Genomic DNA, 26938 nt, shown 5'->3' on the forward strand with positions numbered 1-26938 from the left:
ATGGAGCGTGAGAGGACGAACGCTCCAATACTCTTTTCCTGATCCGTCAGTGCCGCCGAGGCATCTTGTCAGGGCTGGTCCGCCCCGGCGACACCGACCGCCTCAAAGCGGGCGGTCCACAGGTCGCAGAAAGCGGCCGTTCTCGATGCGCATCTCGCCGTCCACATACAAGGTGGGCTGGAGGATCACGCCATCCATGTGGATGTTCGACATGATGGTGCCGCCTACGTCCACGTTGGTGCCGAGGCCAAAATGCATGGAGCCGAGGATATTCTTGTCCTCGCGCTGGACGCCGCGGATCAGGGCCTTGGAATTGATGCCCACGGAAGCCTCCGCCGGGCAGAAGGTGGAGTTCTCGTCGCCATATTGCTCGAGATAGTTGCGCAGGAAATGCGCGTCCGGCCCGCCCTCGATGCCGACAATGCGGCTGTCCTTGATCGTCAGCTCGATGGGGCTCTTGAGTTGGCCGAGCTGGTGCATGCAGAGGTCGATGACCAGCTTGCCGTTGCCGGTGCCCTCCACGGGGGGAATGTTGAATTCCCCGTTGGGGTATAGGAAGCGCAGCAGGCCGGATTTGCGGTTCTGCACCTTCGACACGTTCTGGATCTTGTAGGGGACGAAGTCGTCCGAGGGCATGTTGGGAATGAAGATGCGCCCCTCCACCGAATAGGTGAAGTCGCAGCCGTAGCTGGAGGTGACGCGGCACATCTTGGCCTCACGGCCGAAGATGTTGGTGGCGACGTAATATTGCCGGACCGCCATTTCCTTCTGGTTTTCCGTGACCGCTCCGGACTGGAACATCTCAAGTGTCATGCCGCCATCCATGCAGATGACGGGAACGCCGGCAGCCATGGCGGCCATGTTGGCGGGGCAGTGGAGCATGCCGGTGGACGCGATGAGGATGTTGACGTCCACCTTGCACATGGCCTCACACACCGCGTCGGGCGGGTTGTAATAGTCGGCGGGGCGGGCATCGAACAGCGAGAGGGTCGCGTCCACCTTCAGCTCAGAAAGCGTCGCCATCACCACCTGCCAGACCCGTGGGTCGTGGGCGAAGTCACTCACCACCAGCACCTTCATTCCGGGTGTGATGTTCGCGACCAGGGGTGCGCGGATATATTCCAGGGTTCCGGTGACCAGGGCGTTCATGGGCTTCCTCCAAGCTTTTTCGAGGCCGGCCCATTCCAGCCGGCTACGGGTCTAGATTCATGTCGATGCGTTTGAGTGGGATGCGCGCGGCAAGCCCCGCTCCGATGAGGGCAAACAGGGCTATGACCGCGAAGCAGGCGCCCATGGCACCGTCCAGCGCACCCAGAAGTGTGGCGCGGCTCTCCGGCGCGATATCCAGCGCCGCCTGCGGACCGGCCAGAAGAAAGTCGCGCAGCAGCCCCGCATGTCCGGGGTCTTTCGTGGCGATGACCATGAAGAAGGTCATGCTGACCAACGCCGTCCCGAACGCCGCGCCGAGCGATCGGGACAATTGCACCGAGCCGGCCGCGGTGCCGAGCCAGGCGGGACCGGCCGTTATGGCGACGGTGATCTGCGCCACACCCATCACGGTGCCCATGAAGAGGGAGGCGACACCCAGGACGCTCGCGAGCATCAACGGTCCGGGCGTCCACACCCACAGCCCCGCGAAGATGGCGGTGACCACGATCAAGCCGATTGTGGGCATGATCGCGGTTCGCCCGGTCCGGCTGATGAGGCGACCGGTCACGACAGCCCCGACCCCCACGCCCGCCGTCAACGGCAGCATGAAGAGGCCGATGTCCGCTGCGGAATAGCCGTGCGCCGCCCTGAGATAGAGCGGCAGAACGCTGATGAGGGACACCAGAACCGCCCCATGGCAGGCGACCAGCGCGTCGCATTTCCAGATGGCCGACATGCGCAGCAGAGGGAGCGGAAACAGCGGATGAAGCGACTTGCCTTCCCACCAGAACAGCGCCGCCAACGCGGCGATCCCGCATCCCGCGAGCAATACGAACGTGCCGGCATCCGCGAGGAGCGGACCGCGCAGGATCTGGAGCAGCGTCATACCGGCGACGATAAACAGGGTGAACAGCGCGAGGCCGAGAAAATCGAAAGAGGAATGCCCATGCTGCCTGGGACGCACCGGGAGGCGCATCACCAGCAGCATGGCGCAGATCGCCATGGGTAGATTGATGAGGAAGATCGAGCGCCAGCCGAACGCGGTCGCGAGCAGGCCGCCGGCTATCGGGCCGAATGTCGAGGCGCTGACGATGATGGCCGCGAGATAGCCTTGAAAGCGCGGACGGTCGCGCGGCGGCACCGCCTCGCCGATCAACGCCTGGGATAACGCGGCAAGGCCGCCGCCGCCGAAGCCTTGGAGAACCCGCGCCGCCGTGAGCCATTCCATGCTCGGCGCGAGCGCGCACAGCACCGAGGCACCCATCAGAACCCAAAGCGCCGCGAGCATCAGCCGGCGCCGGCCGAACCGATCCCCCAGATGCCCGTAAACCGGCGCCGCTATGGCGGCGGCCAGGAGATAGGCGATCACAATCCAGGACACACGGTCGAAACGACCCAGCGCCGCGCCGATGTTCGGCAGTGCGCTGGCGACGATGGTCTGATCCATCGCGCCGATGAACATGGGCAGGCCGACCGCGGGAAACACGTAGCGGAAAAAGGCTTCGGAGGCGGCATCCCCCGAGGCGGGAACATCTTTCGGCAAGGACGAATCCAGTTCTGGAAAAGACGGAGGACGCCAATCCCCCCTCATACTGGAACCACGCGGCCGCCGGTGTCACAAGTTCCTCCCGCGCGCAATGCACGAGAGCAATCGCCATCGAGCCGGTCATGGATGGTTTCCTGTCCGCGCAAGAAGGAGGGATCAGAGGCCGAACATGTCCTGCCATTCGCGGCCGATCTCGCGATATTCCGCCTCGTTGATGGCGAGTTCGTCGCTCGGAATGAGGGTGAGATCCTGGATGCTCGGCACGAAGCGTTCATCCGGGCTCTTGATGTCCCGCCGGCCCGACACCCGCCCGTCGAGGTCCGCCATCATCTGCTGGGCCTCGCGCGAGCGGATGAAATTGACCATCAGCTTCGCGGCATTGGGGCGCGGAGCGTTCTTGAAGGCGACCCAGGCCACCGGGGATGGCACGATGCCCTCCTTGGGGAACGACTGGTTCACGGGCGCGCCCTGACGGAAAGCGGTGAGCACCCGGCTGGCCGGGGAAATGGTGATGGGGAATTCGCCCGACACCACCTTGTCCACCGCATTGTTGGAGGCGGGGATGATCACCGGCTTCAGCTTGGCCAATCCCTCGAAGAATTTCATGCCGATGGCGGGGTGGTCGCGCATCGCCTTGTAGGTCACAGCCCAGGCGGGCGAGAGGCGCGCGCTGAGGGTGGTGATCTTGCCGCTATATTGCGGCTTCAGGAGATCGAACCAGGAGGTGAAGGTCGCATCCTTGATCAGCTTGGTGTTCCAGGCGATGGACGCGATGATGGTGGGATCGCTGACGAAATAGGGTACGCCGTAGAACACCGGCTGGCCCTTGAACGCCTCATAGCCGGCATATTCGGGGGCGTCGAACGCCATCACGGCTTCGCGCTTCACCAGGCTCGCGATCCAGGACGGGATGTTCATCGACATCACGTCGGTCATTACCTTGTTGGCCGCCAGTTCGTCCTCGATCTGCTTTTGGACCTGGCCGGACGGCTTGATGATGAACTCGACGTTGAAATTGTCCGGCAGGCCGTAGCGGGTTCGGAACAGCTTCGCCATTTCCTGGCGCACCTCGCCGCCCTGAAGGGTGTTGCCGAGGGCGATGACGCCGCCCTCCTTCTTGGCCGCCGCGATCAGGGGCTCAAGGCTGGCGTCCGCAGCCAGCGCCGGTGCGAACCGGCCGGCCATGGACACGAATGGAGCGGCCAGCCCCACCGCGCCCATTCCCTTGATCAGGCCGCGTCGGCTGACGCGGAAAGCCACGGCTGGCACGTCCCTGCGGGTGTCGTCCCCATTCATCTGTCATCCTCCCGGATTCATTTATCTTTTTTAAGCCGACGCCTGTTGGCGCAGTGTGCCGGCATCCCCTCTCGTTCGAGAGAGGCCGTATTGTCAGGCGGAAGCAGCCACCTTTTGAAAGGCTGCCGCCGGCAGTTCCGCATTCGTGTTGCCGAACGCCGGCATCACTTCGCGGGCGAAGCGGCGCAGGCTCTGCAAACCGCGTTCGCCGCCGCCGGAGCCCCCGCCGTTGATCAGCATATATTCGACCCCGGCCTTGCGCAGTGTATCGACCTTCTCGGCGATCTCATCCGGGCTCCCGTAGATCGCGCTGTCCTCGTTGTTGGCGCGGGTATCGTCATAGGACTTGAAGCGCCAGTTGTCGCTGTTGGCGCCGCTCGGTGCCTTGGCGATCTCCACCTGACGCAGGCGCGCATCAAGGCGGCGCTGGAGCGCCTGCTCCTTCTCCTCCGGGGTGTAGGCAACGAAGAAGGCCCGGGCGACACCCACCGACATGGGATCGAACACCCGTCCGCGCGCCTCGACCTCGCTCTTGAACAGGGCGATCCGGTGCTTTATTTCCGCGACCGAAGCGAACTGGTCGAGCAGCAGGTTGAAGCCCTTGTCGGCGACCATGCGGATCGAAGCGTCCCCACCGGCGCCCATCCAGATCGGCGGGTGGGGCCGCTGGGCGGTCGGCGGCTCCACAACGATGTTCTCGAAGTTCCAGTATTGGCCGTGGTGATCGAAGCGGGTTTCCGACTTCCAGGCCTTCAGGACAATATCGAGGCACTCCTGAAAGCGCCCTTCGGCTTCCGCCATGGGAATGCCGAAGCCGGAAAATTCATTGTGCCGGTAGCCCTTGCCGACCCCGAAGTCGAGCCGGCCGTTGGACAGCAGGTCGATGGTGGCGGCCTGCTCGGCGAGCAGGATGGGGTGATGCCACGGCAGCACCATCACGGCCGTCCCAAGGCGCAGCGTGGTGGTGCGGGCGGCAACCCAGGTCAGGAGGTTGAGGGTCGCGGAGACCTGACCGAAGCCGGTGAAGTGATGCTCCACCAGAAACGTGCTGTGCAAGCCGAGGGCTTCCGCTTCGATATTGTAATCGATGAAGTCCCTGAAGCCGACGCCGCTATCGATATCCGGCCCGCCGCGTTTCGCCTGGGCACTTCCGAACAGTCCGAACTTCATAGCCAGTCCTCTTCCAAGGGCCCCTGGCGTGTTTTGCCGTGCGATCGGTGGGCGACGAGACGATGCGCTCGGATTTGCCTGCCGCACCATGCTTATCGGCGGGGCAATGCTTGCGAGGGCGGTGTTAGATCTCGCCGGACAGGGGCTGTGTTGCGGCTACTATCGACAGCGTCAAATCCGGGTCAATGTACATAACGAGTATGCTCTCAGTGCCTGGATAGCATTAATTCATGCAGATCCAAGGCAACCACCCGACTTCGTCTAACTTCATCGGATAAACCATGCTGCGGCGCGGGAGATACTTTGCATATCTCTTGACGAGCGGAGGGTGAACTGCCTTACTGATGGCGTTGCGATGCGGCGCGCATTGATCCAGCGCAAATCCAACCAAAAAATAATCTCGTCAAAAACAATCTCGTCTCTGGGAAGGAATTGGCCAGCTCATGAAATCAAAGCGATCGCACGCGCCAACACATCTTCGGCGCTGAACACCGCGCGCTCCACGAGCGCCTGGAACATCTCGTTTTGTGGCCAACCCGATTTGCGGGACGGCCGGTTCGTCGCCTTGGGCGGCGCCCATGAGCAATGCGCCATGACTAGCGCGCCATGAGTAACGCAATGAATATGACCTTCGCCCCCTCTGACTCCGCCAAAGTCCAGCCGCTTGCGCCCGCCGGGGTGCCACTGCGCGTGCGCAATCTTGTGAAGCGGTTCGGCGCCTTCAATGCGGTGGACGACGTGAGCTTCGAGGTGCCGGCCGGCAAGATCCTCGCCCTGCTCGGCCCCAGCGGCTGCGGCAAGACCACGACGCTGCGCTGCATCGCCGGCCTTGAGCAGCCCAGCGGCGGCGAAATCCTGGTGGGCGAGCGAACCGTCATGTCGGCGGCGCGGCATGTCTCCTTGGCGCCCGACAAACGCGACATGGGCATGGTGTTCCAGTCCTACGCCATCTGGCCCCACATGACGGTGGCGCAGAATGTCGGCTACCCCCTCAAGGTGCGGAAGGTCAGCTCGGCGGAGACCACCCGGCGGGTCGATGAAATCCTTGAACTGGTGGGCCTCTCCGGCCTCGGCGGTCGCCCGGCCAGCGACCTCTCCGGCGGCCAACAGCAGCGCGTGGCATTGGCCCGCGCAGTGATCGGCCGGCCTCGCGTCTTGTTGTTCGACGAGCCGCTGTCCAACCTTGATGCCAAGCTGCGGACACGCATGCGGTTCGAGTTGGTGCGGTTGCAGCGGGAGGTTGGGATCACCTCGGTCTTCGTCACCCACGACCAGCACGAGGCCATGGCCATGGCCGATGAACTGGTGGTGATGAACAGGGGCCGCATCGAGCAGGTGGGCGATGCCCGCGGGCTTTATCTCAACCCCTCCAGCGTGTTCGTGGCGGACTTCATCGGCGGCGCCAATCTGCTGGAAGGCGAACTGGTCTCAAAGCCGGACGAAAACCGCATCGCGCGGCTGCGGCTCGCCTCGGGCGAGACCCTCTCCGGGGCGCTGGCGAGCGATGCGGCGATCGGCACCCGCCTTACGGCGGTGATCCGTCCCGAGGCGCTGCGCATCAGCGCGGGGCAGGGCGGCAATGCGGTGATCCGGGCGGTCCAATATCTCGGCAGCGTCATGGAAATCCGGGCGAGCGTGTTCGGCGCGGAGGTGCGCATCACCGCAGATCCCGCGCTCCAGCTTGCAGCGGGAGATCGCGTTCAGGTGGATTGCGCGGCGACCGACTGCATTCTCTTGCCCGCTTGATGCCCGCCGGCGAAACCTGAGGACGTTGAGATGGCAATTGTTGACGGCCACGGCGCGGATCTGGCGCGCGTATCCTCGCCCGAGCGCCGCCCGCTGTTCCGGCACGCGGCCGATCCCACGTTCTGGCTGATCTGGGGTCTGCTCGGCCTCCTGGCGGTGTTGATCGCGCTGCCGCTGCTTGCTCTGTTTCTCAGCAGCCTCACCACCAGCAGCGGCGGCTTCACGCTCAGCAATTATTGGGAAGTGGTGGTCACGCCCCGCCTGCTGCGGACGCTGCTGAACACGCTCACCATCGGTCTCGGAACAGCGGCGCTCGCCACCGTGATCGGTGTCGCGCTGGCCTGGGTGAATGCCCGCACCAACATGCCGGGCGCGCGCCTGTTCGACATCCTGAACCTGGTCCCGTTCTTTACGCCCTCCTTCGTGGGCGCCATTGCCTGGACGGAACTGGCCTCGCAGAACCGGGGATTGCTGAACCAGCTTGCCTACGATTGGTTCGGTGCCACCGAGCCGATCTTCAACATCTACAGCCCGTTGGGCATCATCTGGGTGCTGGCGCTCTATGAGGCGCCGCTGGTCTATCTCTTCGTGTCGGGCGCGTTCCGGCAGATGGACCCCTCCCTTGAGGAAGCGGCGCGCATGTCCGGGTCCGGCCTCATCTCCACGGCTCTGCGGATCACGCTGCCCATGGCCATGCCGGCCATGATCGGCGCGGCTTTGCTGATCTTCGTAACAGTGCTCGGCGCATTCGAGGTACCGCTGCTGCTCGGCATTCCGGCGCGCTACCCGGTGCTGACCACCGAACTGTTCGTGCTCACCAGCGAATATCCCACGCGCTATGATATCGCCGCCGCCATGTCGATGTTCCTGCTGGTGTTCACAGGCATCGCCCTGGTGGGGCAGCGCAAGCTTCTGGCGCGGCGGAAATACACCACCGTGACCGGCAAGGCCTACCGGCCCCACGCGCTGGACATCGGGCGGGGGAAGTACGCCGCTTTAGCCTTCAACCTGCTCTATGTCTTTGTCGCGATCGTGCTACCCTTTTCGACCTTGTTGCTGGATTCCTTCAGCAAGTTCTGGTCCGGCACCATCGACTTCTCCAACCTGACCCTCGACAATTACAAGTACGTCCTCTTCAGCTTCGAGGAGGGCCGGCGCGGGCTGGTGAACACGTTGATCCTCGCCTCCCTCGGCGCCACTTTGTGCGTGGTCCTTGGCCTCGCCTCCTCCTATCTGTCATTCCGCTCGCGGCACCTCGGGCGTGGCATGCTGGATTTGCTGTCCAACGCGCCGCTCGCGATCCCGGCGGCGCTGCTGGCGGTGGCGGTGGCGGTGCTCTGGATCCGCACCCCGCTCTACGGCACGCTGTGGATCATCCTTATCGCCTATGTCGCGAAATTCCTGCCTTATGCGCAACGCTCCATCACCACCACCCTGCTGTCGGTCTCGCCGGAGCTGGAGGAAAGCTCGCGCACAAGCGGCGCCTCGTGGTGGTCCACGATGCGCCATGTGGTACTACCGATCCTGAAGCCGGGCATCATCAGCGGCTGGCTGCTGGTGGCGATCATTCTGATCCGGGAATTCGGCATCGCTCTGTTTCTCTACCGCCCCGGCTCGGAAACCTTGCCGGTGGCGATCTACCTGCTGATGCAGGTCAGCCCTTCCATGACGGCGGCGGCGTGCGTGGTTCAAGTGCTGATTACCCTTGCGGCGCTGCTCGTGCTGCGCACCGCGACGCGCGGCCAGCGGCTGGGGCTGTGAGGCTTATGCACCTGCCACCCGGTGCTCTATAACAAGCTGGCTTCAGCCGGCGCCGGGCACAGGACACGATGGAACTCAGGCATCTCCGCTACTTCGTAGTGGCTGCGGAAGAAGAAAACTTCAACAAGGCCGCAGCGCGCCTCAACATGGCGCAACCGGCCCTGTCGCGGCAGATGCGCGACCTGGAGCTTGATCTCGGCGTATCGTTGTTCGAGCGCGGCGCCCATCGCATCCGTCTGTCGGCCATCGGCCGCCTCTTCCTCGAAGAAGCCCGAAAGGTGCTCGCCCAGGCGGAGACCGCGCGCACCCGCGTGCAGCGGGCCAATCGCGGCCATGTGGGCGTGATAAGGGTCGGCTTCAATCGCATGTCGGCGCGCCATCGAAAGCTACCCGTGTGCCTCAGCGCCTTCCGCTCCGGCTATCCCGAGGTGGAGTTGAAGCTCTCTCCATTGCTCGCCCAGAAGCAACTCGCGGCACTCCAGGCCGGTGAGATCGACGCGGGCTTCTTCTGCTTCCGCCCGCCGGACGATCCCCAGTTCGACCATCTGCCGTTTGCACAGGAGAAGGTGATTCTGGCCATGCACCGGGAGCATCCGCTGGCCGGACGCCGCGAAGTCACGCTGGAGGACCTGCAATCGGAGGCGTTCGTCTATTTCCCGCGCTCCTACAATCCGCTGCTCTACGACCATGTGATCGGCGCCTGCATGCGCGCGGGTCTCACGCCGAGGATCGTGCAGGAGACCATCACGGAGGAGGCCATGCTGAGCCTCGCCTCGGTGGGCATGGGCGTCAGCTTCGTCGGCAGCTCATTGGAAAGCCGGTACGAAGATCAGGTGGTGTTCAAGCACATCGCCGACTTCGCCTGCTCGGTGCAATTGGAACTGGTCTGGCTGCGCGGCAATGAAAGCGCGACGCTGAAGCGGTTCGTCGCGTGCGCGCGGGGCGCCCTTCAGCCGTCGGACGGTGCTTCGCCGGCATAACCAGCCTAGCGAGACGGCATTGGCGCGCGGGGGCCGGCGTGCCCACCATCCGGCCCGAAACCTGCGGGATAGCGGGATGGAAACGCGCAAAGGTACCTTATGACCCTCAAGTTCGCGCCGCCGCCGGATCGCAATCTGAAGTCCCCGAAGCTGAAGGTCCCGCCGGGCGCCTGCGATTGCCACTTCCACATCTTCGGGCCGCAGGCGGTCTATCCGATCCACCCTGACCGGACCTATGAGCTGGAGGATTCCACGCTCGATGATTTCATGGCCCTCCAGGCCTCTCTGGGCCTGTCGCGCGGCCTTCTGGTTCAGTCGTTTCCGCACCGCTTCACCTACGACTATCTCCTGAACGCGTTGCTACGCTATCCCGACCGCCTGCGCGGTGTGGCGACGCCGGCGCCCTCGATCACCGATGCGGAACTGGATATCCTCACCAAAGCTGGCGTGGTCGGCGCGCGGTTCGGCTACAAGGTGAATCCGAAGCTTGACCTGCGGATGATCGCCCGGACCCACGCATTCGGCTGGCTGCCGCACATGCTGTTCAAGGGCAGCGAGGAGGCCCGCGCGTGGCGCGACGATATCCTCTCGCTTCCCGGCGACTTTGTGCTGGAGCATATGGGTTGGCAGCCTGCGGCCGAGGGCATGGATACCGACGGCTACCGCATCCTGCTCGAACTGCTGGACACCGGGCGCTGCTGGATCAAGCTCTCCCACAAGCCCGCCGCCCAGAAGGCTCTGCCCTATTCGGACGTTATCCCCATGGTGCACGACCTGGTGCGCCGCGCCCCGGAGCGCCTGCTGTGGGGCACGGACTGGCCCCATCCCAACACCTACGATCCCGTGCCGAACGATGCCGACCTGATGGATCTTCTGCTCGACTGGATTCCCGACGAGAGCACGCGCAACCGCATCCTCGTGGACAATCCGGCCGCCCTGTTCGGCTTCCATGCACACGCGCCGGCCAAATTGGAGCGGGCCCAAGGGTTGGACAGAGCTGCGTGGGACACACCCGCCTAGGCCAGACCAGCTTGGCCTGAACGGGATTGGTGTCTTGCATGCTGCGGATCGCGATACTGACGATGATCAGACTGTCGCGCTCCGCATCGAGGATCGCTTCATGGCGCGTTCACCGCGTCCATGTGGCGAGGCCCTCGGTGTCGAGATAGTCAATCTTCAGTTCAACTGCCTTGCCGGCCTTCACCACGAAGCGCACGGAAGACAGCGAGCCATACACAGCATTCTCGCTGCGCGGAACGACCGAAAACGTGTCTGCGTCCCAGTGGGTCAGCGGCATCGACAGCGTGCCGGGGCCGAGCGCCAGCACCAGACCGTTCTGTCCCTGCGTGATCCGCGCCGGGCCGAAATAGGCATTGTCATACGTGCCCACATAATCGGCCGCCGGACGGGCCTTGGCCGGATTGGCCGGCGCCGTCTTGCCCGCCAGATCTCCGGACGGGTCATAGTAGGCCATCAGCCGCGGATGGAAGAGCGCATACCAGTCACGGGTCGGCGCGCCATACTGGACGAAATCCATGAACTGGCTGGCGATCGCCTCCGCCGCCCCCACGGGGCCGCCGTTGGTCAGCACCACGATGGCGATGTCGGCGGACGGCAGGAAGCGGACAGTCGTGCCCGCCCCCGTCGCGAAAGCGCCGGAATGAGACATGGCCGCCCGTCGGCGTCCACCGAAACGTTGAAGCCGAAACCGTAGAAGCCGGATCGCGCGCCGATGGTGGGGGCCGGCGAACTGAAGGCCTGCGCCCGCAAGGCCGGCAGCAGTGCGGCGGGCGCGATCAGCTCCTGCCCATTGTGGCGACCGTTGCCGAGCACCAGCTTCATCCATTCGGCCACGTCGGTCACGCTGGACGACACGCCGCCGGCCGGCGACTGCGGGTCGGGATCGCGCTGGTAGAGCGGCACGAAACGCCCGGCCTCCAGCGCGTGCAGCACCGCGCGGTTCTCGCGTCTGAGCAGATCCTGATAGCGCGAGCTGGTGGACGTCATGCCCAGCGGCCCATAGAGCGCCTTTTGGGATAGGTCCTCCCACGACTGGCCCGAGGCCCGCGCCACCGCCTCGGCGCCGGTGGTGAGACCGAAGTTGGAATAGGCATAGGAAATACGGAACGGCGCCAGCGGCAGCAGGCGCAACCGCTCCAGGATCGCGGCGCGGTCGAAGCCGATGTCTTCGAGCGCGTCACCGGCGGCGGGCGGCAGGCCGGAACGATGCGCAAAAAAGTCTCCCACCGTCGCATTGGCGCTGACATAGGCGTCCTTAAGCGCGAAGCCGGGCATGAGCTGCGCCACCTTGTCGTCCCATTTGACCACGCCTGCCGTCACCTGCGTGGCGACAACGGTAGCGGCGATCGGCTTGGACAGGGAGGCCAGCTGGAAAACGGTGTCCGTGTCGATCAAGGCCGGCTTGCCCAGTTCACGAACGCCGAAGCCGCGCGCGAACACCGTCTTGCCGCCGTGCACCACGGCAACGGCCACCCCGGGGACGCCGCTACGCTTCAGCACGCTTTCAATCGCCGCCGGCAGATCCGCCAGCGCACGCTCCGTCCCGCCCTGGGCGAGCGGGATGACATCTTCCGGCGGGAACGCGCCAAGCGTCAGCGGCACGGTCTGCGCCTGCAGCGGCATCACCGCGGAGCCCAGCAAAAAGGCGGCGGCGAGCTTCAGTGCGCCCCGGGCGGCAAACGAGGTGAGCAGGGCCATGACATCGGTCTCCAGGAATGTGTTCGCCTGCACACGCGGCGGCGCAGGCGGGCGCTCCTTGCCAAGACCCAGGCGATGTCGCGCCAAGGCGATCCGGGCGGTCAAGTCATCGCTATCAGGCGATTGTTTGCGCACGATTTGAAAGCCGCACAATTGGGCCTTTCCCCCGAAAGGCTGACGGAAAAATGTCGCCGCGACGGCGGGCTCAGGTCGCCGCGATCAAGCCGGTTGCCATCAGGACAAACGGTGGAACGACATCCGCACCGTGCAGCCCGGTCACACGGCCGACGAGCCCGCGCATGATGTTGGCGCGCGCCTGTCGCGAGGTGAGATGGCGCACCGACGTCATGTAGGTGTATTCGATCGCGTTCCGGGCCCCGTCGCGACCGGCCGCGATCAGCACATCGGTCACGGCCTTCGGCAGGTGTTGGCTGGCTGGCGTGACCAGCGCGGCGACCATCACACTGAGATCCGGCGGCGAATGCGGGCTATCGTAGGCGAACGCCGCCGCCACCTTCAGTGCCTCGCGGTCGCCGGCTGCCAGCAATGCGATGCACTTCAGGACACGCATGTGCAGCTCGAAAGCGGAGTCGGGATCCGCCATCTCGATGCCGCGATCGAAGAATGCAACGGCAGCTGTAAACTCGCCGCGCGCCTGCCTGAGTTGCCCAAGCAGCGGCAAGGCGGCGGCAAAGTCCGCGGTGCGGGAAAAGGCGCGCTCCGCAAGGTCCTCGGCCAGTTCCAGATGGCCGCGATCAACGAAATACAGAAGCTTGGCGGCGGCCAGCATCAACAGGGGATTGCTCTCGATCAGCGGCAGGCACTCCAGGGCCGTTGCCTCGATCTCGCTTTCCAAATCGTCGCGCTCGCCACGGCTGATGCCTGTGAAGGGATTGGCGAGGACGAGGCGCGCGAACAGATGCAGGCCCCACTGCAAGGCGATGTCGGCACTGTCCGGATTTTGCTCCCGCGCATCGCGCAGTTGCAGGCCCTTCTCCAGCCATTTCGGGTTGGAGGCCGACAACAGTGTCGTTGCCCTGCGAAAGCGGATTTCGAGCGGCTGGTCGGTGGGCGTACCCAGCCCTTCCGAGGCTTCAGCCAGACTTCTCTGCAAAGCCTCGATGATGCCTGTCGAAGCGCGTTCGATCTCCGGCGGGAGCAACGCCGCCCCGGCGCCTCCCAATTCAAGACGAGACGCCCGGATGATGCGCCGTGACGACATCTCACGAAGGGTGGCCGTGCAATCCAGCCGGGCTCCGCTGTCCTGAAGGCTGAGCTGGAGGACGTAGCGCGCGCCTGCGCCCTCTTCACTCCCCGCGACGATCACACTCTGGCCCGCGCCAACCTGGCCTGCAATCGCGTCGCGCATCTGTCCGGCGATGACGTCCGCGTGCTTTGCCAATTCCTGATCACGTCGTGGGACGACAGCGACAATGGACAGAAGCTTAAGCGCCGATGCGGGACCCGGCTTAGGGGTCGCCGACGGCAATTGGGTGGCGATCCAGACATAGCCTTCGCCATACTGCGTGGCGATATATTTGGGGGCTTTCGCATTGTCGCCCAGCTTTGACCGCAGCCGGTTGATGAGAAAATCGACGTTGCGATCCGAGGTATCGGAGTCCGCAGAGGCGACGACGTCAAGCAATTGGCTGCGCCGCATCAGGCGATGCGGGTTCCGGGACAAAGCCAGCAGGAGCGATCGCTCACTGCGGGTGAACCGGACCTGCTTGCCGTCGCGATGGGCAAACAAGCAGCTGCGATCCAATACGACATCACCGAACACCAAGCCGTCTGGTTGCAGCATTCCACGTTCCATCTGAACTCGTCCCCACCTGCCCGGTCGACGCGGCGCGACCGAACACGCGGAAGACGTGCGGGCGCCTGATACCGCTCGACGGTCGCGCCTAACACCGGGCCTGACCATAGGTAATTATGGCGACTTTCAAATAACAGGCAAACAATTGCCTGATACAGGGCCGCGATGCCCCGGAAATTGCCGGCAAAGAAACCGCGCCGGCGGTCTCCTTCCAGTCGTCTGTTCGGTCATTTCCAATGACAGCCAGCAGGCGCCGATGAGGTATCCGAAGAACCAAACAGCCTGGTCGCGCCAGACCACGGAATGTCCAAACCCGCTATGGGGCAGGCGGGTATATAATACCTGCACGCACTTGCGCTCCCATGTGTGATGCAGCAATTGGCCATTTTTTCAAATAATCCGCAAACAATCACCTGCTATCGATGATGTGAACGTAATGAAAACCGCTCGACTGAATAAGCATTCAGCAAACGGAAAAATTACGGCATCGCCTGTCTCTGGCTCTGCTCTGGAGAATATGGAGAGATCGATATGGCTCCAGTTGCGTCAATCTATTTCACGCCGGCAGTACATTGCCATTTCTGATTATGAATGCGGATTTCTGACCTTCAACTTGAGGCCGCCCCTGTTGGCGGGAATGAGGTCCCAAACTCAGGATGTGGCCGGGCCTCGCGGCCGCTGCTCACGCTCGCGAGCCGGCACTGATCGGTCGATCCGTCTGAGACGCCAGACCGTATCGGCGGCGCGCCGCTGGTCCTGATCCCCTGATTGCAGGCCAGCGCCCTGCCCTCTTCGACAGAGGAAGACTGCGCCTCGTATTTCACCGTTTCATGGGAATATTGCGATGTCCGTTTCGGTTGCCCCCGCCCGTCGCCCCCGCCTGCGCGTGCAGGACTGGCTCAGCCAGACGTGCCTCTCCTCCGGCCTTCCCCGCACGTTGCCCGCGCTGCTGCTGGCGCTGGGCCTCGGCGTCGCCGCGACGCCGGCAGGGGCGGCGAATTTCGATGTCTCCAACGAAGCCCAGCTTTCTGATGCCGTCACAAAGGCGGCCAACGGCGACACCATCACCTTCAAGGCAGATATCGAGCTGAGCGGGAAGGGCAAGGCCGGCACCATCACGACCAACGTCACCATCAACGGCGATGGCCACAAGCTGCTGGGTAAGGCGGGAGCGAACGCCAACGGCCTTTATGTCCAGTCCGGCACGGTGACGATCAAGAATCTCGACCTGTCCAACCTGGCCACCAAGGGCACGAGTGGCGGAAATGGCGGCGGCGGCGGCGGCGGGGGGGCGGGCACGGGCGCCGGACTTTTTGTCGGCGCGGCAGCGAACGTAACCCTCAGCAACGTGATCCTGAAGAACAACAGTACCGTCGGCGGCAACGGCGGCATTGGTGTCATTGATGGTAGAGACACCAGCTCCCAGGGCGGTGGAGGTGGCGGCAGCGGCCCCAATGCAGGCAACGGGCAGGCCTCCACAGGCGGCAGCGTTGGGCAGGGCGGCCCCATCGGGGGCGGCGACGGGAATGGCGGCAATGGCCAGTGGGGCGCTGGCGGCGGGGGCAGTGGAAGTCAGGCAAAAGGTGGCAATGGCGGGTTCGGCGGCGGCGGCGGCGGCTCCCTGGATGCAAAAATTGGCACCGGCGGATTTCTCGGGGGTAACGGCGGCGCGGGCAGGCCTCCTACGAGCGGCTATACGTGGTTTAACGGCGGTGGTGGCGGCGGCGCGGGAATGGGCGGTGCCATCTTCGTTCAGAATGGCGGCACGCTCTCCGTCACCGGCACGCTGACACTTTCGGACAACACTGTCGCGGGCGGAACGGGTGGCATCAGCAGGGCGGGAGCCGGCGGGATTAGCGGTACCGCTGGCGGGAACGGCGGTGCCGCCGGCGCCGGTCTGTTCCTCGCCGGAAACGGCACGCTCAATCTCTCCTCAGCTGCGGGCGAAACGCAGACCATTTCCGACGCGATCACCGACCAGACAGGTCTCGGCGGCACCGGCGCCAATGCAGGCAGTTGGGCGCTGGTGAAGGCCGGCGCGGGCACCCTCACCCTCACCGGCGCAAACAGCTACACCGGCGGCACCACGGTGAGCGGCGGCGTACTGCGCGGCAATGCGACGAGCCTCAAGGGGGGCATCGTCAACAATGCCAGCGTGGTGTTCGATCAGACAGCCAATGGGACCTATGCCGGCATCATGTCCGGCACGGGCGCGTTGACCGTCACCGGGGGCAAGCTGTCCCTCACCGGCGCCAACACCTATACGGGCATAACCTCGGTGACGGGCAACGGGACGCTCGACATCACCGCCGCCAACAATATCGCAGCGGCGAGCGTCCTCGCTCTCAGCAATGGCACGCTGCTGCTTGGCAGCGGGGTCGGCATCAACAACGCCATCACTATCACGGATCGGGGCCGCCTCGGCTCGAGTGGCGGCATTGCGACCGTGAGCGGCATCGTCAGCGGCGCAGGGGCGCTGGATATCACTGCCGGCACCGTCGCTCTGGCCGGCAACAACACCTTTACCGGCGGCCTGAACATCACCGGCGCAACGGCACTGTTCACCGCCGATGCCAATCTCGGCGCAGCGGGAGCGGTCAACCTGTCCAGCGGCGGCATGATCGGCGCAGCGGCGAACGCTGCGGGCAATTTCACAGCGAATCGCAGCCTGACCCTCACCGGAACCGGCGGCATCACAGGTGCGCAGCACGCCGTGAACTGGAGCGGCGCCATCGGTGGCACCGGGGCTCTCATCGTCAGCGGTGCAAACGTCGTCGAACTCAGCGGGACCAACACCTACTCCGGCGGAACACTGATCCAGGGCGGTAAACTGAAGATCGGCTCCGACGCACGGCTCGGAGCTCTCGGTGGCGGGCTGGAGTTTTCCAACAGCGGACGCCTCCTGGCGGCCCAGTCCTTCAATACCGCACGGGCCATCAATGTCGGGACGGGCGGAGGCGGGGTCGAACTGGGCGCGGGAACAACCCTCGGCCTGAGCGGCGCGATCACCGGCGGTGTGCTCAACCAGACGGGTCAGGGCACGCTCGTCGTCACCGGCGCGAACGCGCACCAGGGCTTCGCGAACTATGGCGGCACCCTTCAGGGCGAGGCCTCCACGCTCGGGCGTGGCATCTGGTTCGACAGCGACGCCTCCAACACCAATTCCCGTCAAGTAATCTTCGCTCAGGCCACGGACGGCACGTTCATCCGCAATATCGGGGGCACCGGCACAACTCCGGGGCTTGGCACCGTCATCAAGACCGGCGCCGGCAAGCTGACCCTGACGGGCGAAAGCAACTTCAAATCCCAGGTGGCAGGCACGGCGGAATTTCAGGTGCAGGCAGGAACCTTGCAGGGCAACAGCAAGAACCTCGTCGGCAACATACAGAATAATGCGGCGGTGATCTTCGATCAGTCTTTCGATGGCACCTATGCGGGTGCGATCACCGGCACCGGCTCAGTGACCGTCAGCGGCGCAGGCAAGCTCGCCCTGAGCGCAACCAGCACCCTTGCGGGCCCGGTCTCGGTCGCGGGCGGGGGGACCCTCGTCGTCAGCACCGCCAGCAATTTCGGCGCGTCTTCGACCATCGGTCTCAACGGCGGCACGCTGATGCTTGGAACCGGCGCGACCGCGTTCAACAAGGCGATCACCATCACCGGCACCGGCGGCATTGCGTCAACTGGCGGCACCACGCCGAACAATAGCATCGCGACGGTAAGCGGCGTCATCAGCGGCGCCGGCCAGCTGAACATCAACAGCAACACCGTCATTCTGGCGGCGAACAACACCTTCACCGGCGGCCTGCGCGTCATCGGTAGCAATGCACAGGCGCTCTTCACCACCGACGCCAATCTCGGAACCGCCGGACAGGCCATCACGCTGGAAAACGGCGGCATCGTCGGCACCACGGCCGACGCCGAACCCAATATCACGATGACCCGGAACCTCAACCTCGTCGGCTCAGGCGGGCTTTCCGCGGCGCTTCATCCGCTGGTCTATAACGGCACCATCAACGGCAGCGGCGCATTCATCAAGTCCGGCGGCGGTATCGTCAACCTGATCGGAACCAACAACGCCGCGGGTGGAACGGCAGTGCGCGCCGGCACGCTGCAGGTTACATCCGACGCCAAGCTGGGCGCGGCGGGTGCGCGGCTGGAGCTTTCCGAGAACGGGCACCTCTGGGCGACCCAGAGCTTCACCACCGCTCGTGCCATCACCCTTGGCGGTGTGCCGGGCGGCGGTTTCCAGCTCGACAGCGGCACCACGCTCACACTCACGGGCGCGATCAGCGGCACCATCCTCAGCCTGCTGGGCACCGGCACGCTCGTGCTCAACGGCACCAGCACCTATGCCGGCATCACCAACAGCGGCGGCACCATTCAGGGCAACACCAACACCCTGAAGGGCAACATCGTATTCGATTACAACGCGGCCAATACCAACGCCCGCTCGATCGTCTTCGAGCAGACAGCCGTTGGCGAGAGCACCTTTGCGGGCAACATCACGGGCCTCGGCACCGAAACGGGTTACGGCACCATCGTGAAGACCGGCGTAGGAACACTCATTCTAACCGGCGAGACCAAGTTCAGGGGACTGGCCGACACCGACTACGCCTTCGATGTGCGGCGCGGCGACCTTGAGGGCTCGAGCAAAAACCTGGTCGGCAAGATTAACATCGCCGATGGAGCACGGCTGACCTTCAGACAAGATGTCGACGGCACCTATGCGGGCGGCATGACCGGCGCCGGAACGTTCGCCAAAACCGGCACCGGAAAGCTGATCCTCACCGGCACCAGCACCGCCGGTGACACCGAAGTGAATAGAGGCATCCTCTCCGTAAACGGTGAGCTTAACAGCGAAGTCTTCGTCTACCGCGGTGGCACGCTCCAAGGAGCGGGCAAGATCAACGGCAAGCTCCACAACGAGGGCGGCAAGATAGAGACCGGCAACTCTATCGGCCATCTCACGGTGAACGGCGATTTCGAATTCAACGCAGGCGAGATGGTGGTGGAGGTGAATGCCGCCGGCGACAGCGACCGCATCATCGTCGTCGGCGCCGGTCATACGGCAACCATCACGGCCGGCACCCTGACCATCGTTCAGGAGCCCGGCGTCTACATACCCGGCACCGTCTATACGATCGTCTCCGCCGAGGGCGGCGGCACGGCGCATTTTGACACCATCACCGGTGGCACCACCGCCTTCCTGTCCCCCCAACTGTCGTCGGATGCGCAGAACCTCTACCTCACCATCGGTTTCGCACCCAGCGCCTTCCGAGCCGGCGGCGTCACGTCCAACCAGCAGGCAGTGGGCAGCGCCCTCGACCTGGTGGCCGCCACCGGCAGCGCGCCCACCCTCCTCGCCGCACTCGGTGCCGTGCCGGTCGGCTACGGCTCCGCCGCCCTACAGCAGCTCAGCGGCCAGCCCTATGCCGACTTCGCCACGGTGAACATGCGGGCCAGCCAATTGTTCATGAACACGGTGGGCCGCCAGATGGCGTCCGATCGCGGCGCGGGCTTCGGCGGCGGGCAGAGCGTCGCCCTCGATGCTTCGGGCCTCGACGGCCCGTCCCGCTTCACCGGCTGGGTCAGCGGCATCGGTACCAAGGGCAGTCTCGATGGCAACGCCAATGCCTCCGACCTCTCCTATTCGCTCGGCGGGACCGCCTTCGGCATCAACTACCGGATCGATCCGCGCGTCCAGATCGGCATCGCCGGCGCGTTCGTGGGCGGCTCGCAGTCAGTCGACGGCTTCGCGGGCGACGGCGACACGGAGGCGGGCAGCGTCGCCATCCTTGGCTCGTTCACGCAAGGCCCGGTCTACGTGGACGCCTTGCTTGGCTATGCCCATGCCAGCAATGATCTGGAGCGCACCATCGCGGTGCCCGGCCTGTTCGGCATCGCCACGGGCTCCCCATCCGCCAACCAGTTCCTCGGCCAGATCGAGACCGGCTACCGCTTCCCCTTCGACGGCAGCTCCAACAGCGCGATAACGCCGTTCGGCCGCCTGCAGGTGGTCAGCGCCAATCAAAGCGGCTTCACCGAGACCGGCGTCAGCGCCTACAATCTGACGGCGAGCGGACAGACGCTGACCTCGGTACGCACCACGCTGGGCGCCGACTTCGGCACCCGGTTCGATGTCGGGGGCATGCCGCTGGACCTCAGCCTGCGGCTCGGCTGGGTGCATGAGTTCGGCGACACCGCCCGCCCGTTCACTGCGGCCTTCGCCGCTGCGCCCTGGGCGTCGTTCACCGTGTTCGGTGCGCCGGAGCAGCGGGACAGCGCACTCGTCGGCTTCGGTGCCAAGGTGCAGATCATGCCCAATGCCGCGCTGTTCGCCAGCTATGACGCGGAACTGGGCGGCGGCGGCGACAACCATCAACTTTGGGGCGGCATCCGCTTCACCTGGTGAGCCGGATGCGGGGCGCCAATCACGGCCCCCCGCATCCCCATTCTTGCGTAAGCGGTAAATCCGCTACTGCGCCGTCTTGAACAAATCCTGGAAGATGAGCAGGCCCCATGTGCGGCCGCGTGCATGCACCAGCGCGCCACCCTCGTTGAGCTTTCCCAGCAGAGAGGGGGTCACTGTTGCCCGGCATCGAAAGCTGTTGCACTCTGACGCCAAAATCCGTTGGGGTTACTCATTTTGAGAGCCCGCGATACGGCAAAATGGGAGTACGTCCGGGGTGTCTGATAGCTTGCGAGGCTTGAGGTTATTCGTTGCCGCATATGAGGAACGCTCTTTTACGGGGGCAGCGAAGCGCGAGAACGCCACGCAGTCCGGCGTATCCCAGCACATAAGAAAGCTTGAAATTGAGCTGGGAGCGCAGCTATTCTTAAGAAATACAAGTAGTGTTGTTCCCACTCTGGCGTCTGATAATTATTATCGGCGTTGTGTAGAGGTCCTGCGTCTTCACGACGAAGCAAGCAAAGCCATCCGGAGCTTCAGCAGAGGGCTCGTTGGGCAAGTGCGGGTCGGATTGATGCCGACGCTGACGCGTCGAGCCCTTGGCCCGGCACTGTCTCGCTATATGGAGATTCATCCCAACAGCACCGTTCGTGTGACCGAGGCCGATAGCGGTGTCCTGACGGAGCAAGTTAAGGCCGGAGAGCTGGATTTCGCCATCGTGCCGGCGTCGGACGGCCCAAGCGGCCTTGAAGTCCGAACATTTCTGAGGACTCCCGAAGTCCTTGTGTCGGCCCACGACGCGCGGCTTGAGCCGCTAAAGCCGGTTAGACTTCGTGATCTTGGGCCCATTAAACTGATCGTGCCCACACGCGGAAACACGCGCCGCCATAAGCTCGAAACATACTTTGCATCGTCGGGCGTTCGGGTCGAAAGAATGCTGGAATTGGACGCAATTCTCGGAACCCTTGCCATGGTTTCCTATTCCGAATGGCTGACAATTCTTCCTGGCGTGATGCTGACCCCCAAAGACAATCAAGACCGATTCAGCGCCAATCCGCTTTTTGGTCCACCCTTCCACCTCGATCTGCTTTTTATCAAAACAGTCTGGAGCAGCATGAGCGATGAAGCCGAAGAATTTTATGATATTCTAAAGAAAGAAACGGATCATATTAACGAAATCTGGAATTTTGAATCCTAAATATGAATCTTGAGCCGCATTATTTCAAATATTATTTTGAATTTAATTGAATTACGAAGTCAATATAATCTGATACTTCGAATTTAAATCCATCTTACTGAAATTTCAGACATGGATTTTGGCGAGGTATCGCGCGACCATCTACCGGCGCCTGCTTATTATCGCCGCTTAGGCGGAGCCATACAATTTATTATTTGGCGATCCTCCCAGGTGAGGCATATGTTTTCGTAAATAATAGTTTGGCGGAGGGCGCAGTAAATCCTGCTTTCCTCTCGACTGAACCAGAATATATTACGCGACTCCGGCGTATAATCCGGAGTTACGTCAATAAATAATAATTCGGTGAGGACGCCCATGACATATGCCACCCGACTTGGCGTAGCTGCGCTGTGTTCGCTGCTCAGCATGCCTGCCGCGCTTGCTGCGGACTATCCTAGCCACACTGTGAGCATGATGCTTCCGTTCGCGCCCGGCGGATCAGCTGATGTCATGGCTCGGCTGCTATCGGACCAGTTTCAGAAAAAATTCGGAGTTGGCTTCATTGTCATAAATAAACCGGGCGCATTCGGGATTCCTGCAATGCAGGAAGTTGTCCGCCAAAAGCCCGACGGCACCACCCTTATGATCGGAAACGTAACCACGAACGCTCTGACGCCCATATTGTATCCATCGAAGATGTCCTTCAACTATGACAATTCTATAATTCCGGTGACCCGGCTCGCCGAGCTACCCGCGGTTCTTGTTGCGACCACGGTGAAGATTAAGCCCGCGAGCCTCCCGGAGTTGATTTCCCTGGCAAAGGCTCAGCCTGGAAGTCTGAATTATGCCAGCGCAGGCATCGGAAGCTTTCCTCATTTCGACGGCGAGCTGTTCAACCGTCGCGCGGGTATCGACGCGGTTCACGTCCCGTTGAAAGGCGGCGCGGCGGATATGGTCGCCAGCCTCCTATCCGGCGAAACACAATACGGCTTCATCAACGTCTCCAGCGTCTTGAGCCTTATTAAGGCGGGGCGGCTGCAAGCGCTCGCGGTCGTATCTCAGAAGAGGCTTCCGCAACTCCCTGACGTTCCGACCATGGCGGAAGCGGGTTTCCCCAACGTAGGGACCATCCAATGGCTGGGAATGTTCGTCCGCTCAGGCACGCCACCTGAAATTGTCGAAGCGCTCTTCAACGCAACGGCGGAAGCGCTTCGCACCCCGGCGATTGAGCAGAATTTGGAGCGTTCGGGCATTGAGGCTTCGCTTTCCACATCGCCCGCCGAGGCGGCTGAATGGCAGCGCAACGAACTGGTTCGCTGGAAGCAGATTGTCGAAGAGGCGAATGTAAAGCTTGAGTAAATCCATTTGATTTCGGCATGTCCTGACCGATTTTGATCCGAACGTAAAACTATAAACTTGAAGTGAAACAAGGTGAATAAAATGAGTGAGACCAGCCCCGTCCGCGATCAGAATACAGTCATGACGCCTGGCGCAACACGCGCCGGAAATGGCAAATATCTGTTCAATATGAAAACCGTGAATTCCATAATGGGCGGACCGGAATATTCGCCGGTGTACGGCAGCTGTGTGGAGGGCGATCGCCTCATTGTCGCGCTGATGAAAGCCCCGGCAGGGAAAATGGGGGATCGGCACTCTCATCCAAATGAGCAGTGGATCTTCGTGCTTGAAGGTGAGTTCGAACTTCGGCTCGACGGCCAGACCAATGTCGCGTCCGTTGGAGAGATTATCTACATCCCCGCCGATATGATCCACCAAGGTGGCGCCACGGCCAAGGGCGATGCCCTTTTCTTTACCTGCAAGGATGCCTCACACGCCCTGGCCGGAAAGAAAGTGGCCGACTGATCTCTGCAACTGGAGACGGTGAAGGCGGATGGCTCCAGCCATCGCCTATCTTAGACACCAATAAAAATGCGAACAGGCGACACCGTCGCGAAATACATAAGGGAGAGCTATGCGTTATCGCGAGAAAAGCGACGTCCGTGATGGAATGCGCATCGACTGGGATATGCCGGTCACAATGGACGATGGCGTGATCCTCCGCTGCGACATCTACCGGCCCATCACTGATGGCAAGTATCCGGTCATCATGACCTACGGCCCCTATGGCAAATGGCTTCACTTCGAGGACCTCTATGGCAGCCAGTGGCGCCTCATGTGCGAGGAGCATCCGGAGGTCCCCACCGGCTCCACCAACAAGTACCAAGCCTGGGAAGTGGTGGACCCTGAGAAATGGGTGCCGGACGGCTACGTCTGCATCCGCGTCGATTCACGCGGCGTCGGCCGCTCCCCCGGCGTCATCGACATCTGGTCGCTTCGCGAGGCGCAGGATCTCGCGGCCTGCGTGGAATGGGCCGGCGTGCAGCCCTGGTCGAGCGGAAAGGTGGGCCTGAACGGCATCTCCTATTACGCCGAAAACCAGTGGCAGGCGGCGGCGCTTCAACCGAAGCACCTCTCGGCGATTTGCACCTGGGAAGGCGCGGCGGACTTTTATCGCGACATGGCCCACCATGGCGGCATCTTCTGCAACGGCTTCACCCACGACTGGTCGACGTCCCAGATCTACCCGCTGCAAAACGGCAAAGGCGCCAACGGCTACAAGAGCAAGATGACCGGCGGCTGGGTCTCCGGCCCGGAGACCCTCACCGAGGAGGAGCTGGGCGCCAACCGCAACGACTTCTACGAGGACTGCCTCGCACATAAGCTCGACACCGACGCGTTCTGGCAGTCGCGCATGCCCGACTGGACCAAGGTGGAGGTTCCGATCCTGTCCTCCGCCAATTGGGGCGGTCAGGGCCTGCATCCCCGCGGCAATTTCGAGGGCTTCACCCGCGCCGCCTCCAAAGACAAGTGGCTGGAAGTGCACGGCCTTGAGCACTGGACCGAATTCTATACCGACTATGGCCTCGAACTTCAGAAGCGGTTCTTCGGCCACTTCCTGAAGGGCGAGAACACCGGCTGGGGCGAACAGCCCAAGGTTCTCCTCCAGGTGCGCCACCCCGGCGAGCGCTTCGTGGAGCGCCACGAGACCAGCTGGCCGCTGGCCTCCACCCAGTGGACCAAGTTCCATCTCGATGCCGCGAACCTCACGCTGTCCCAGGATGCGACGAAGGCCGAAGGCGACACCACCTATCCCGGCTTCGGCGATGGCGTCACCTTCCTGGCACCGCCGGTGAAGGAAGACATGGAGATCACTGGCCCCATCGCGGCGAAGCTCTTCGTCTCATCCGCGACGCAGGATGCGGACCTGTTCCTGGTGGTCCGCGTATTCACGCCGGACTTCAAGGAGGTGGTGTTCCACGGCGCATTGGACCCGCATACCCCCGTCGCTCAAGGCTGGCTGCGCGTCTCTCACCGCAAGCTCGACGAAAATCTGACTCTGCCCTACCGGCCCTATCACACCCACGACGAGAAGCAGCCGCTCACACCGGGCGAGATTTATGAGGTGGATGTTGAGGTGTGGCCCACCTGCATCGTCGTTCCGAAAGGCCACCGCGTCGCCCTGACAATCCGCGGCCGCGATTATATCTATCCGGGCGAGCCGGGCGTGACGGAAAACACCAGCAAAAGGCAATGGACGGGCGTTGCCCTGTTCCGCCATGACGATCCCCGCGATCGCCCAGCGGCGATCTTCGGCGGCGACGTCACGATCCATGCAGGCGGCAGCCACGGATCGTTTCTGCTTCTCCCGATCATTCCGAAACACGCGGAAAGCTGAACATCGGCACCCGGATACTCCCTCGTTCATACCGGGATACTTCGTCACCCCAATCCGGTCGCATCCAAATTGACATCGTGTCTGGATGCGACCGTTTCCTTCGCACGCGTATCGAGACGATCTCCACTGGATCGGTTCTGGCGTCGCGACACCACGCCTCCGATGCCGTCGGCGCGGTTGACGGTGTGTTGAACCGAACTCACCCCCAGGCGCCCCATGCCCTTGTTGCCTCCGTGTGTTGACGCGGCAGGGGAAGCGGTTCGCAAGAGCACCCAATTGCCGCCCGCAAGATCAATTCATAAAAATGGAGGGAGCCAATGTGGCGCTTATTCTCGACATGCGTGCTCAGCACGCTGCTCAGTTGCAGCCTTCTTGCACCGGTCTGGGCGGCAGATCGGGATTTTCCCAATCGCCCGGTCAGAATTCTGGTTCCATACGGACCCGGCGGGGCCACCGATATTGTGGTGCGCATCGTAGCTGAGCAGCTTCGCAAGCAGACCGGACAGGCGTTCGTGGTCGAAAATAAGCCGGGCGCCTATGGCTTGACGGCCTTGAGCGAGATGGTGCGCGCCCAGCCGGACGGCTACACGTTGATGGCCGGCAACGTCTCGACCAACGCGATAAGCCCCATCCTGTTTCCAAATAAAATGAACTATAATTATGAGACCAGCGTCGCGCCGGTCGCTCGATTGGCGAGCGTTCCACAAATACTTGTGATTACGAATACCATACCGGTTAAAACATTCGCTGAGTTCGTGGCCTACGCCAAAAAGACCGATGGAAACGTCATGTACGCGTCTCCCGGGCTCGGGAGCTTTCCGCAGTACGCGACAGAGGTGATAGCCCGACGCGCCGGCGTGACGTTCAGGCACATTCCATACAAGGACGGGCCCGCAGCCTTCGTCAAAGACATGATCTCCGGGGAGGTTCAGGCCTCGCTGCTCAACGCGGCCTCTGCGGCCCCCTATATCAAGTCTGGCCGCCTCACCGCCCTAGCCGTGGCTCCCAGTGACGCGCGGATGCCAGACTTCCCGGATGTCCCGATGCTCAAGGAGGTTGGCATCGAGAGTTCCGGCTGGGAGTTCTGGAATGCGCTGTTCGCGCCGGCGGCAACGCCGGTGGAGATCCAGCAGTTTCTGCTGGATCAGGTGAATACTGCGCTGCGCAGTCCCGAGGTTCTGCAAGCGTTCAAAAGCGCCAACATCACCGGGGACCCGATCGCGTCGCTCGACGACGCGAAATCATGGCTGCGCAAGCAGATGTCGATCTGGAAAGCCATCACCGATGAGATCAAAGTCGATCTCAATGAATAAAACAGAGGGCCGCCGCGCCCATTGGAAATAGCCGGAATTTCTTCAATTCAGACGCGCTTCAATATCCGCCTCCTCTCTGAGGAGCGTGTGCGCCCCATCCCGTCGGGGCATCCTCGTCGCG

Annotated in this window: 17 protein-coding genes and 1 pseudogene; 10 read left to right on the top strand and 8 right to left on the bottom strand. The window is 63.0% G+C overall.

Annotated features, from left to right (window positions below):
* Positions 1-102 precede the first annotated feature (102 nt).
* The 4 genes from ADADO0_RS08010 to ADADO0_RS08025 form a co-directional block, all read right to left on the bottom strand.
* The gene (locus ADADO0_RS08010; protein WP_511304595.1) at positions 103-1149 is read right to left on the bottom strand and encodes a 2,5-dihydroxypyridine 5,6-dioxygenase NicX family protein; all 1047 of its coding nucleotides are present in this window, start codon (positions 1147-1149) and stop codon (positions 103-105) included.
* A 43-nt stretch (positions 1150-1192) separates the two neighbouring features.
* Positions 1193-2692 (bottom strand): MFS transporter, encoded by a 1500-nt coding sequence (locus ADADO0_RS08015; RefSeq protein ID WP_511304596.1) that lies wholly within the window; start codon positions 2690-2692, stop codon positions 1193-1195.
* A gap of 159 nt (positions 2693-2851) precedes the next feature.
* A complete protein-coding gene (locus ADADO0_RS08020) occupies positions 2852-3991 on the bottom strand; it encodes an ABC transporter substrate-binding protein (protein ID WP_511304597.1) in 1140 nt (379 codons plus the stop codon).
* 93 nt (positions 3992-4084) lie between these two features.
* Positions 4085-5161, bottom strand: a complete 1077-nt coding sequence (locus tag ADADO0_RS08025; protein WP_511304598.1) for an LLM class flavin-dependent oxidoreductase — start codon at positions 5159-5161, stop codon at positions 4085-4087.
* Positions 5162-5779: 618 nt separating this feature from the next.
* On the opposite strand from ADADO0_RS08025, the gene ADADO0_RS08030 reads away from it, so the two are divergent.
* The 4 genes from ADADO0_RS08030 to ADADO0_RS08045 all read left to right on the top strand — a co-directional run bounded on the left by ADADO0_RS08030 (position 5780) and on the right by ADADO0_RS08045 (position 10668).
* Complete coding sequence (locus tag ADADO0_RS08030; protein WP_511304599.1) at positions 5780-6907, top strand: ABC transporter ATP-binding protein; 1128 nt, start codon at positions 5780-5782, stop codon at positions 6905-6907.
* 30 nt (positions 6908-6937) lie between these two features.
* Positions 6938-8668: an ABC transporter permease gene (locus tag ADADO0_RS08035; protein WP_511304600.1), complete on the top strand. Its 1731-nt coding sequence runs from the start codon at positions 6938-6940 to the stop codon at positions 8666-8668.
* Positions 8669-8736: 68 nt separating this feature from the next.
* Positions 8737-9648, top strand: coding sequence for a LysR family transcriptional regulator (locus tag ADADO0_RS08040; RefSeq protein WP_511304601.1), 912 nt, complete (start codon positions 8737-8739; stop codon positions 9646-9648).
* 99 nt (positions 9649-9747) lie between these two features.
* Positions 9748-10668 (top strand): amidohydrolase family protein, encoded by a 921-nt coding sequence (locus tag ADADO0_RS08045; RefSeq protein WP_511304602.1) that lies wholly within the window; start codon positions 9748-9750, stop codon positions 10666-10668.
* A gap of 109 nt (positions 10669-10777) precedes the next feature.
* On the opposite strand, the gene ADADO0_RS08050 is transcribed toward ADADO0_RS08045, so the two are convergent.
* The 3 genes from ADADO0_RS08050 to ADADO0_RS08060 all read right to left on the bottom strand — a co-directional run bounded on the left by ADADO0_RS08050 (position 10778) and on the right by ADADO0_RS08060 (position 14170).
* Positions 10778-11317 (bottom strand): DUF3471 domain-containing protein, encoded by a 540-nt coding sequence (locus ADADO0_RS08050; RefSeq protein ID WP_511304603.1) that lies wholly within the window; start codon positions 11315-11317, stop codon positions 10778-10780.
* Positions 11233-12471: a serine hydrolase domain-containing protein gene (locus ADADO0_RS08055; RefSeq protein WP_511304604.1), complete on the bottom strand. Its 1239-nt coding sequence runs from the start codon at positions 12469-12471 to the stop codon at positions 11233-11235. The genes ADADO0_RS08050 and ADADO0_RS08055 overlap by 85 nt, the downstream gene beginning before the upstream one ends.
* Positions 12472-12571: 100 nt before the next feature.
* On the bottom strand, positions 12572-14170 hold the full coding sequence (locus ADADO0_RS08060; RefSeq protein WP_511304605.1) for a winged helix-turn-helix domain-containing protein: 1599 nt from the start codon (positions 14168-14170) through the stop codon (positions 12572-12574).
* 856 nt (positions 14171-15026) lie between these two features.
* Here ADADO0_RS08060 and ADADO0_RS08065 point away from each other — a divergent pair.
* Entirely contained in the window at positions 15027-20594 is a 5568-nt protein-coding gene (locus ADADO0_RS08065; RefSeq protein ID WP_511304606.1) for an autotransporter domain-containing protein, read from the top strand.
* Between the two features lie 63 nt (positions 20595-20657).
* Here the strand turns inward: ADADO0_RS08065 and ADADO0_RS08070 are convergent.
* Positions 20658-20762 (bottom strand): annotated as a pseudogene (locus ADADO0_RS08070) (NADP oxidoreductase coenzyme); the annotation flags it as partial.
* A gap of 106 nt (positions 20763-20868) precedes the next feature.
* Here ADADO0_RS08070 and ADADO0_RS08075 point away from each other — a divergent pair.
* The 5 genes from ADADO0_RS08075 (at position 20869) to ADADO0_RS08095 (ending at position 26817) form a co-directional block, all read left to right on the top strand.
* A complete protein-coding gene (locus ADADO0_RS08075; protein WP_511304607.1) occupies positions 20869-21789 on the top strand; it encodes a LysR family transcriptional regulator in 921 nt (306 codons plus the stop codon).
* A gap of 354 nt (positions 21790-22143) precedes the next feature.
* The gene (locus tag ADADO0_RS08080) at positions 22144-23127 is read left to right on the top strand and encodes a Bug family tripartite tricarboxylate transporter substrate binding protein (RefSeq protein ID WP_511304608.1); all 984 of its coding nucleotides are present in this window, start codon (positions 22144-22146) and stop codon (positions 23125-23127) included.
* Between the two features lie 81 nt (positions 23128-23208).
* Positions 23209-23631, top strand: a complete 423-nt coding sequence (locus ADADO0_RS08085) for a cupin domain-containing protein (protein ID WP_511304609.1) — start codon at positions 23209-23211, stop codon at positions 23629-23631.
* A 109-nt stretch (positions 23632-23740) separates the two neighbouring features.
* A complete protein-coding gene (locus ADADO0_RS08090; protein WP_511304610.1) occupies positions 23741-25504 on the top strand; it encodes a CocE/NonD family hydrolase in 1764 nt (587 codons plus the stop codon).
* Positions 25505-25821: 317 nt separating this feature from the next.
* Positions 25822-26817: a Bug family tripartite tricarboxylate transporter substrate binding protein gene (locus ADADO0_RS08095; RefSeq protein ID WP_511304611.1), complete on the top strand. Its 996-nt coding sequence runs from the start codon at positions 25822-25824 to the stop codon at positions 26815-26817.
* Positions 26818-26938: the final 121 nt, after the last annotated feature.

Origin of the sequence: Aquabacter sp. (genome assembly GCF_965279295.1) — a bacterium.
GTDB lineage: Bacteria > Pseudomonadota > Alphaproteobacteria > Rhizobiales > Xanthobacteraceae > Aquabacter.

Coding starts and splice junctions, on each gene's coding strand:
- ADADO0_RS08010 (WP_511304595.1), bottom strand. CDS start 1,149: ATGAACGCCCTGGTCACCGGAACCCTGGAATATATCCGCGCACCCCTG.
- ADADO0_RS08020 (WP_511304597.1), bottom strand. CDS start 3,991: ATGAATGGGGACGACACCCGCAGGGACGTGCCAGCCGTGGCTTTCCGC.
- ADADO0_RS08025 (WP_511304598.1), bottom strand. CDS start 5,161: ATGAAGTTCGGACTGTTCGGAAGTGCCCAGGCGAAACGCGGCGGGCCG.
- ADADO0_RS08030 (WP_511304599.1), top strand. CDS start 5,780: ATGAATATGACCTTCGCCCCCTCTGACTCCGCCAAAGTCCAGCCGCTT.
- ADADO0_RS08035 (WP_511304600.1), top strand. CDS start 6,938: ATGGCAATTGTTGACGGCCACGGCGCGGATCTGGCGCGCGTATCCTCG.
- ADADO0_RS08040 (WP_511304601.1), top strand. CDS start 8,737: ATGGAACTCAGGCATCTCCGCTACTTCGTAGTGGCTGCGGAAGAAGAA.
- ADADO0_RS08045 (WP_511304602.1), top strand. CDS start 9,748: ATGACCCTCAAGTTCGCGCCGCCGCCGGATCGCAATCTGAAGTCCCCG.
- ADADO0_RS08050 (WP_511304603.1), bottom strand. CDS start 11,317: ATGTCTCATTCCGGCGCTTTCGCGACGGGGGCGGGCACGACTGTCCGC.
- ADADO0_RS08060 (WP_511304605.1), bottom strand. CDS start 14,170: ATGCTGCAACCAGACGGCTTGGTGTTCGGTGATGTCGTATTGGATCGC.
- ADADO0_RS08065 (WP_511304606.1), top strand. CDS start 15,027: ATGTCCGTTTCGGTTGCCCCCGCCCGTCGCCCCCGCCTGCGCGTGCAG.
- ADADO0_RS08080 (WP_511304608.1), top strand. CDS start 22,144: ATGACATATGCCACCCGACTTGGCGTAGCTGCGCTGTGTTCGCTGCTC.
- ADADO0_RS08085 (WP_511304609.1), top strand. CDS start 23,209: ATGAGTGAGACCAGCCCCGTCCGCGATCAGAATACAGTCATGACGCCT.
- ADADO0_RS08090 (WP_511304610.1), top strand. CDS start 23,741: ATGCGTTATCGCGAGAAAAGCGACGTCCGTGATGGAATGCGCATCGAC.
- ADADO0_RS08095 (WP_511304611.1), top strand. CDS start 25,822: ATGTGGCGCTTATTCTCGACATGCGTGCTCAGCACGCTGCTCAGTTGC.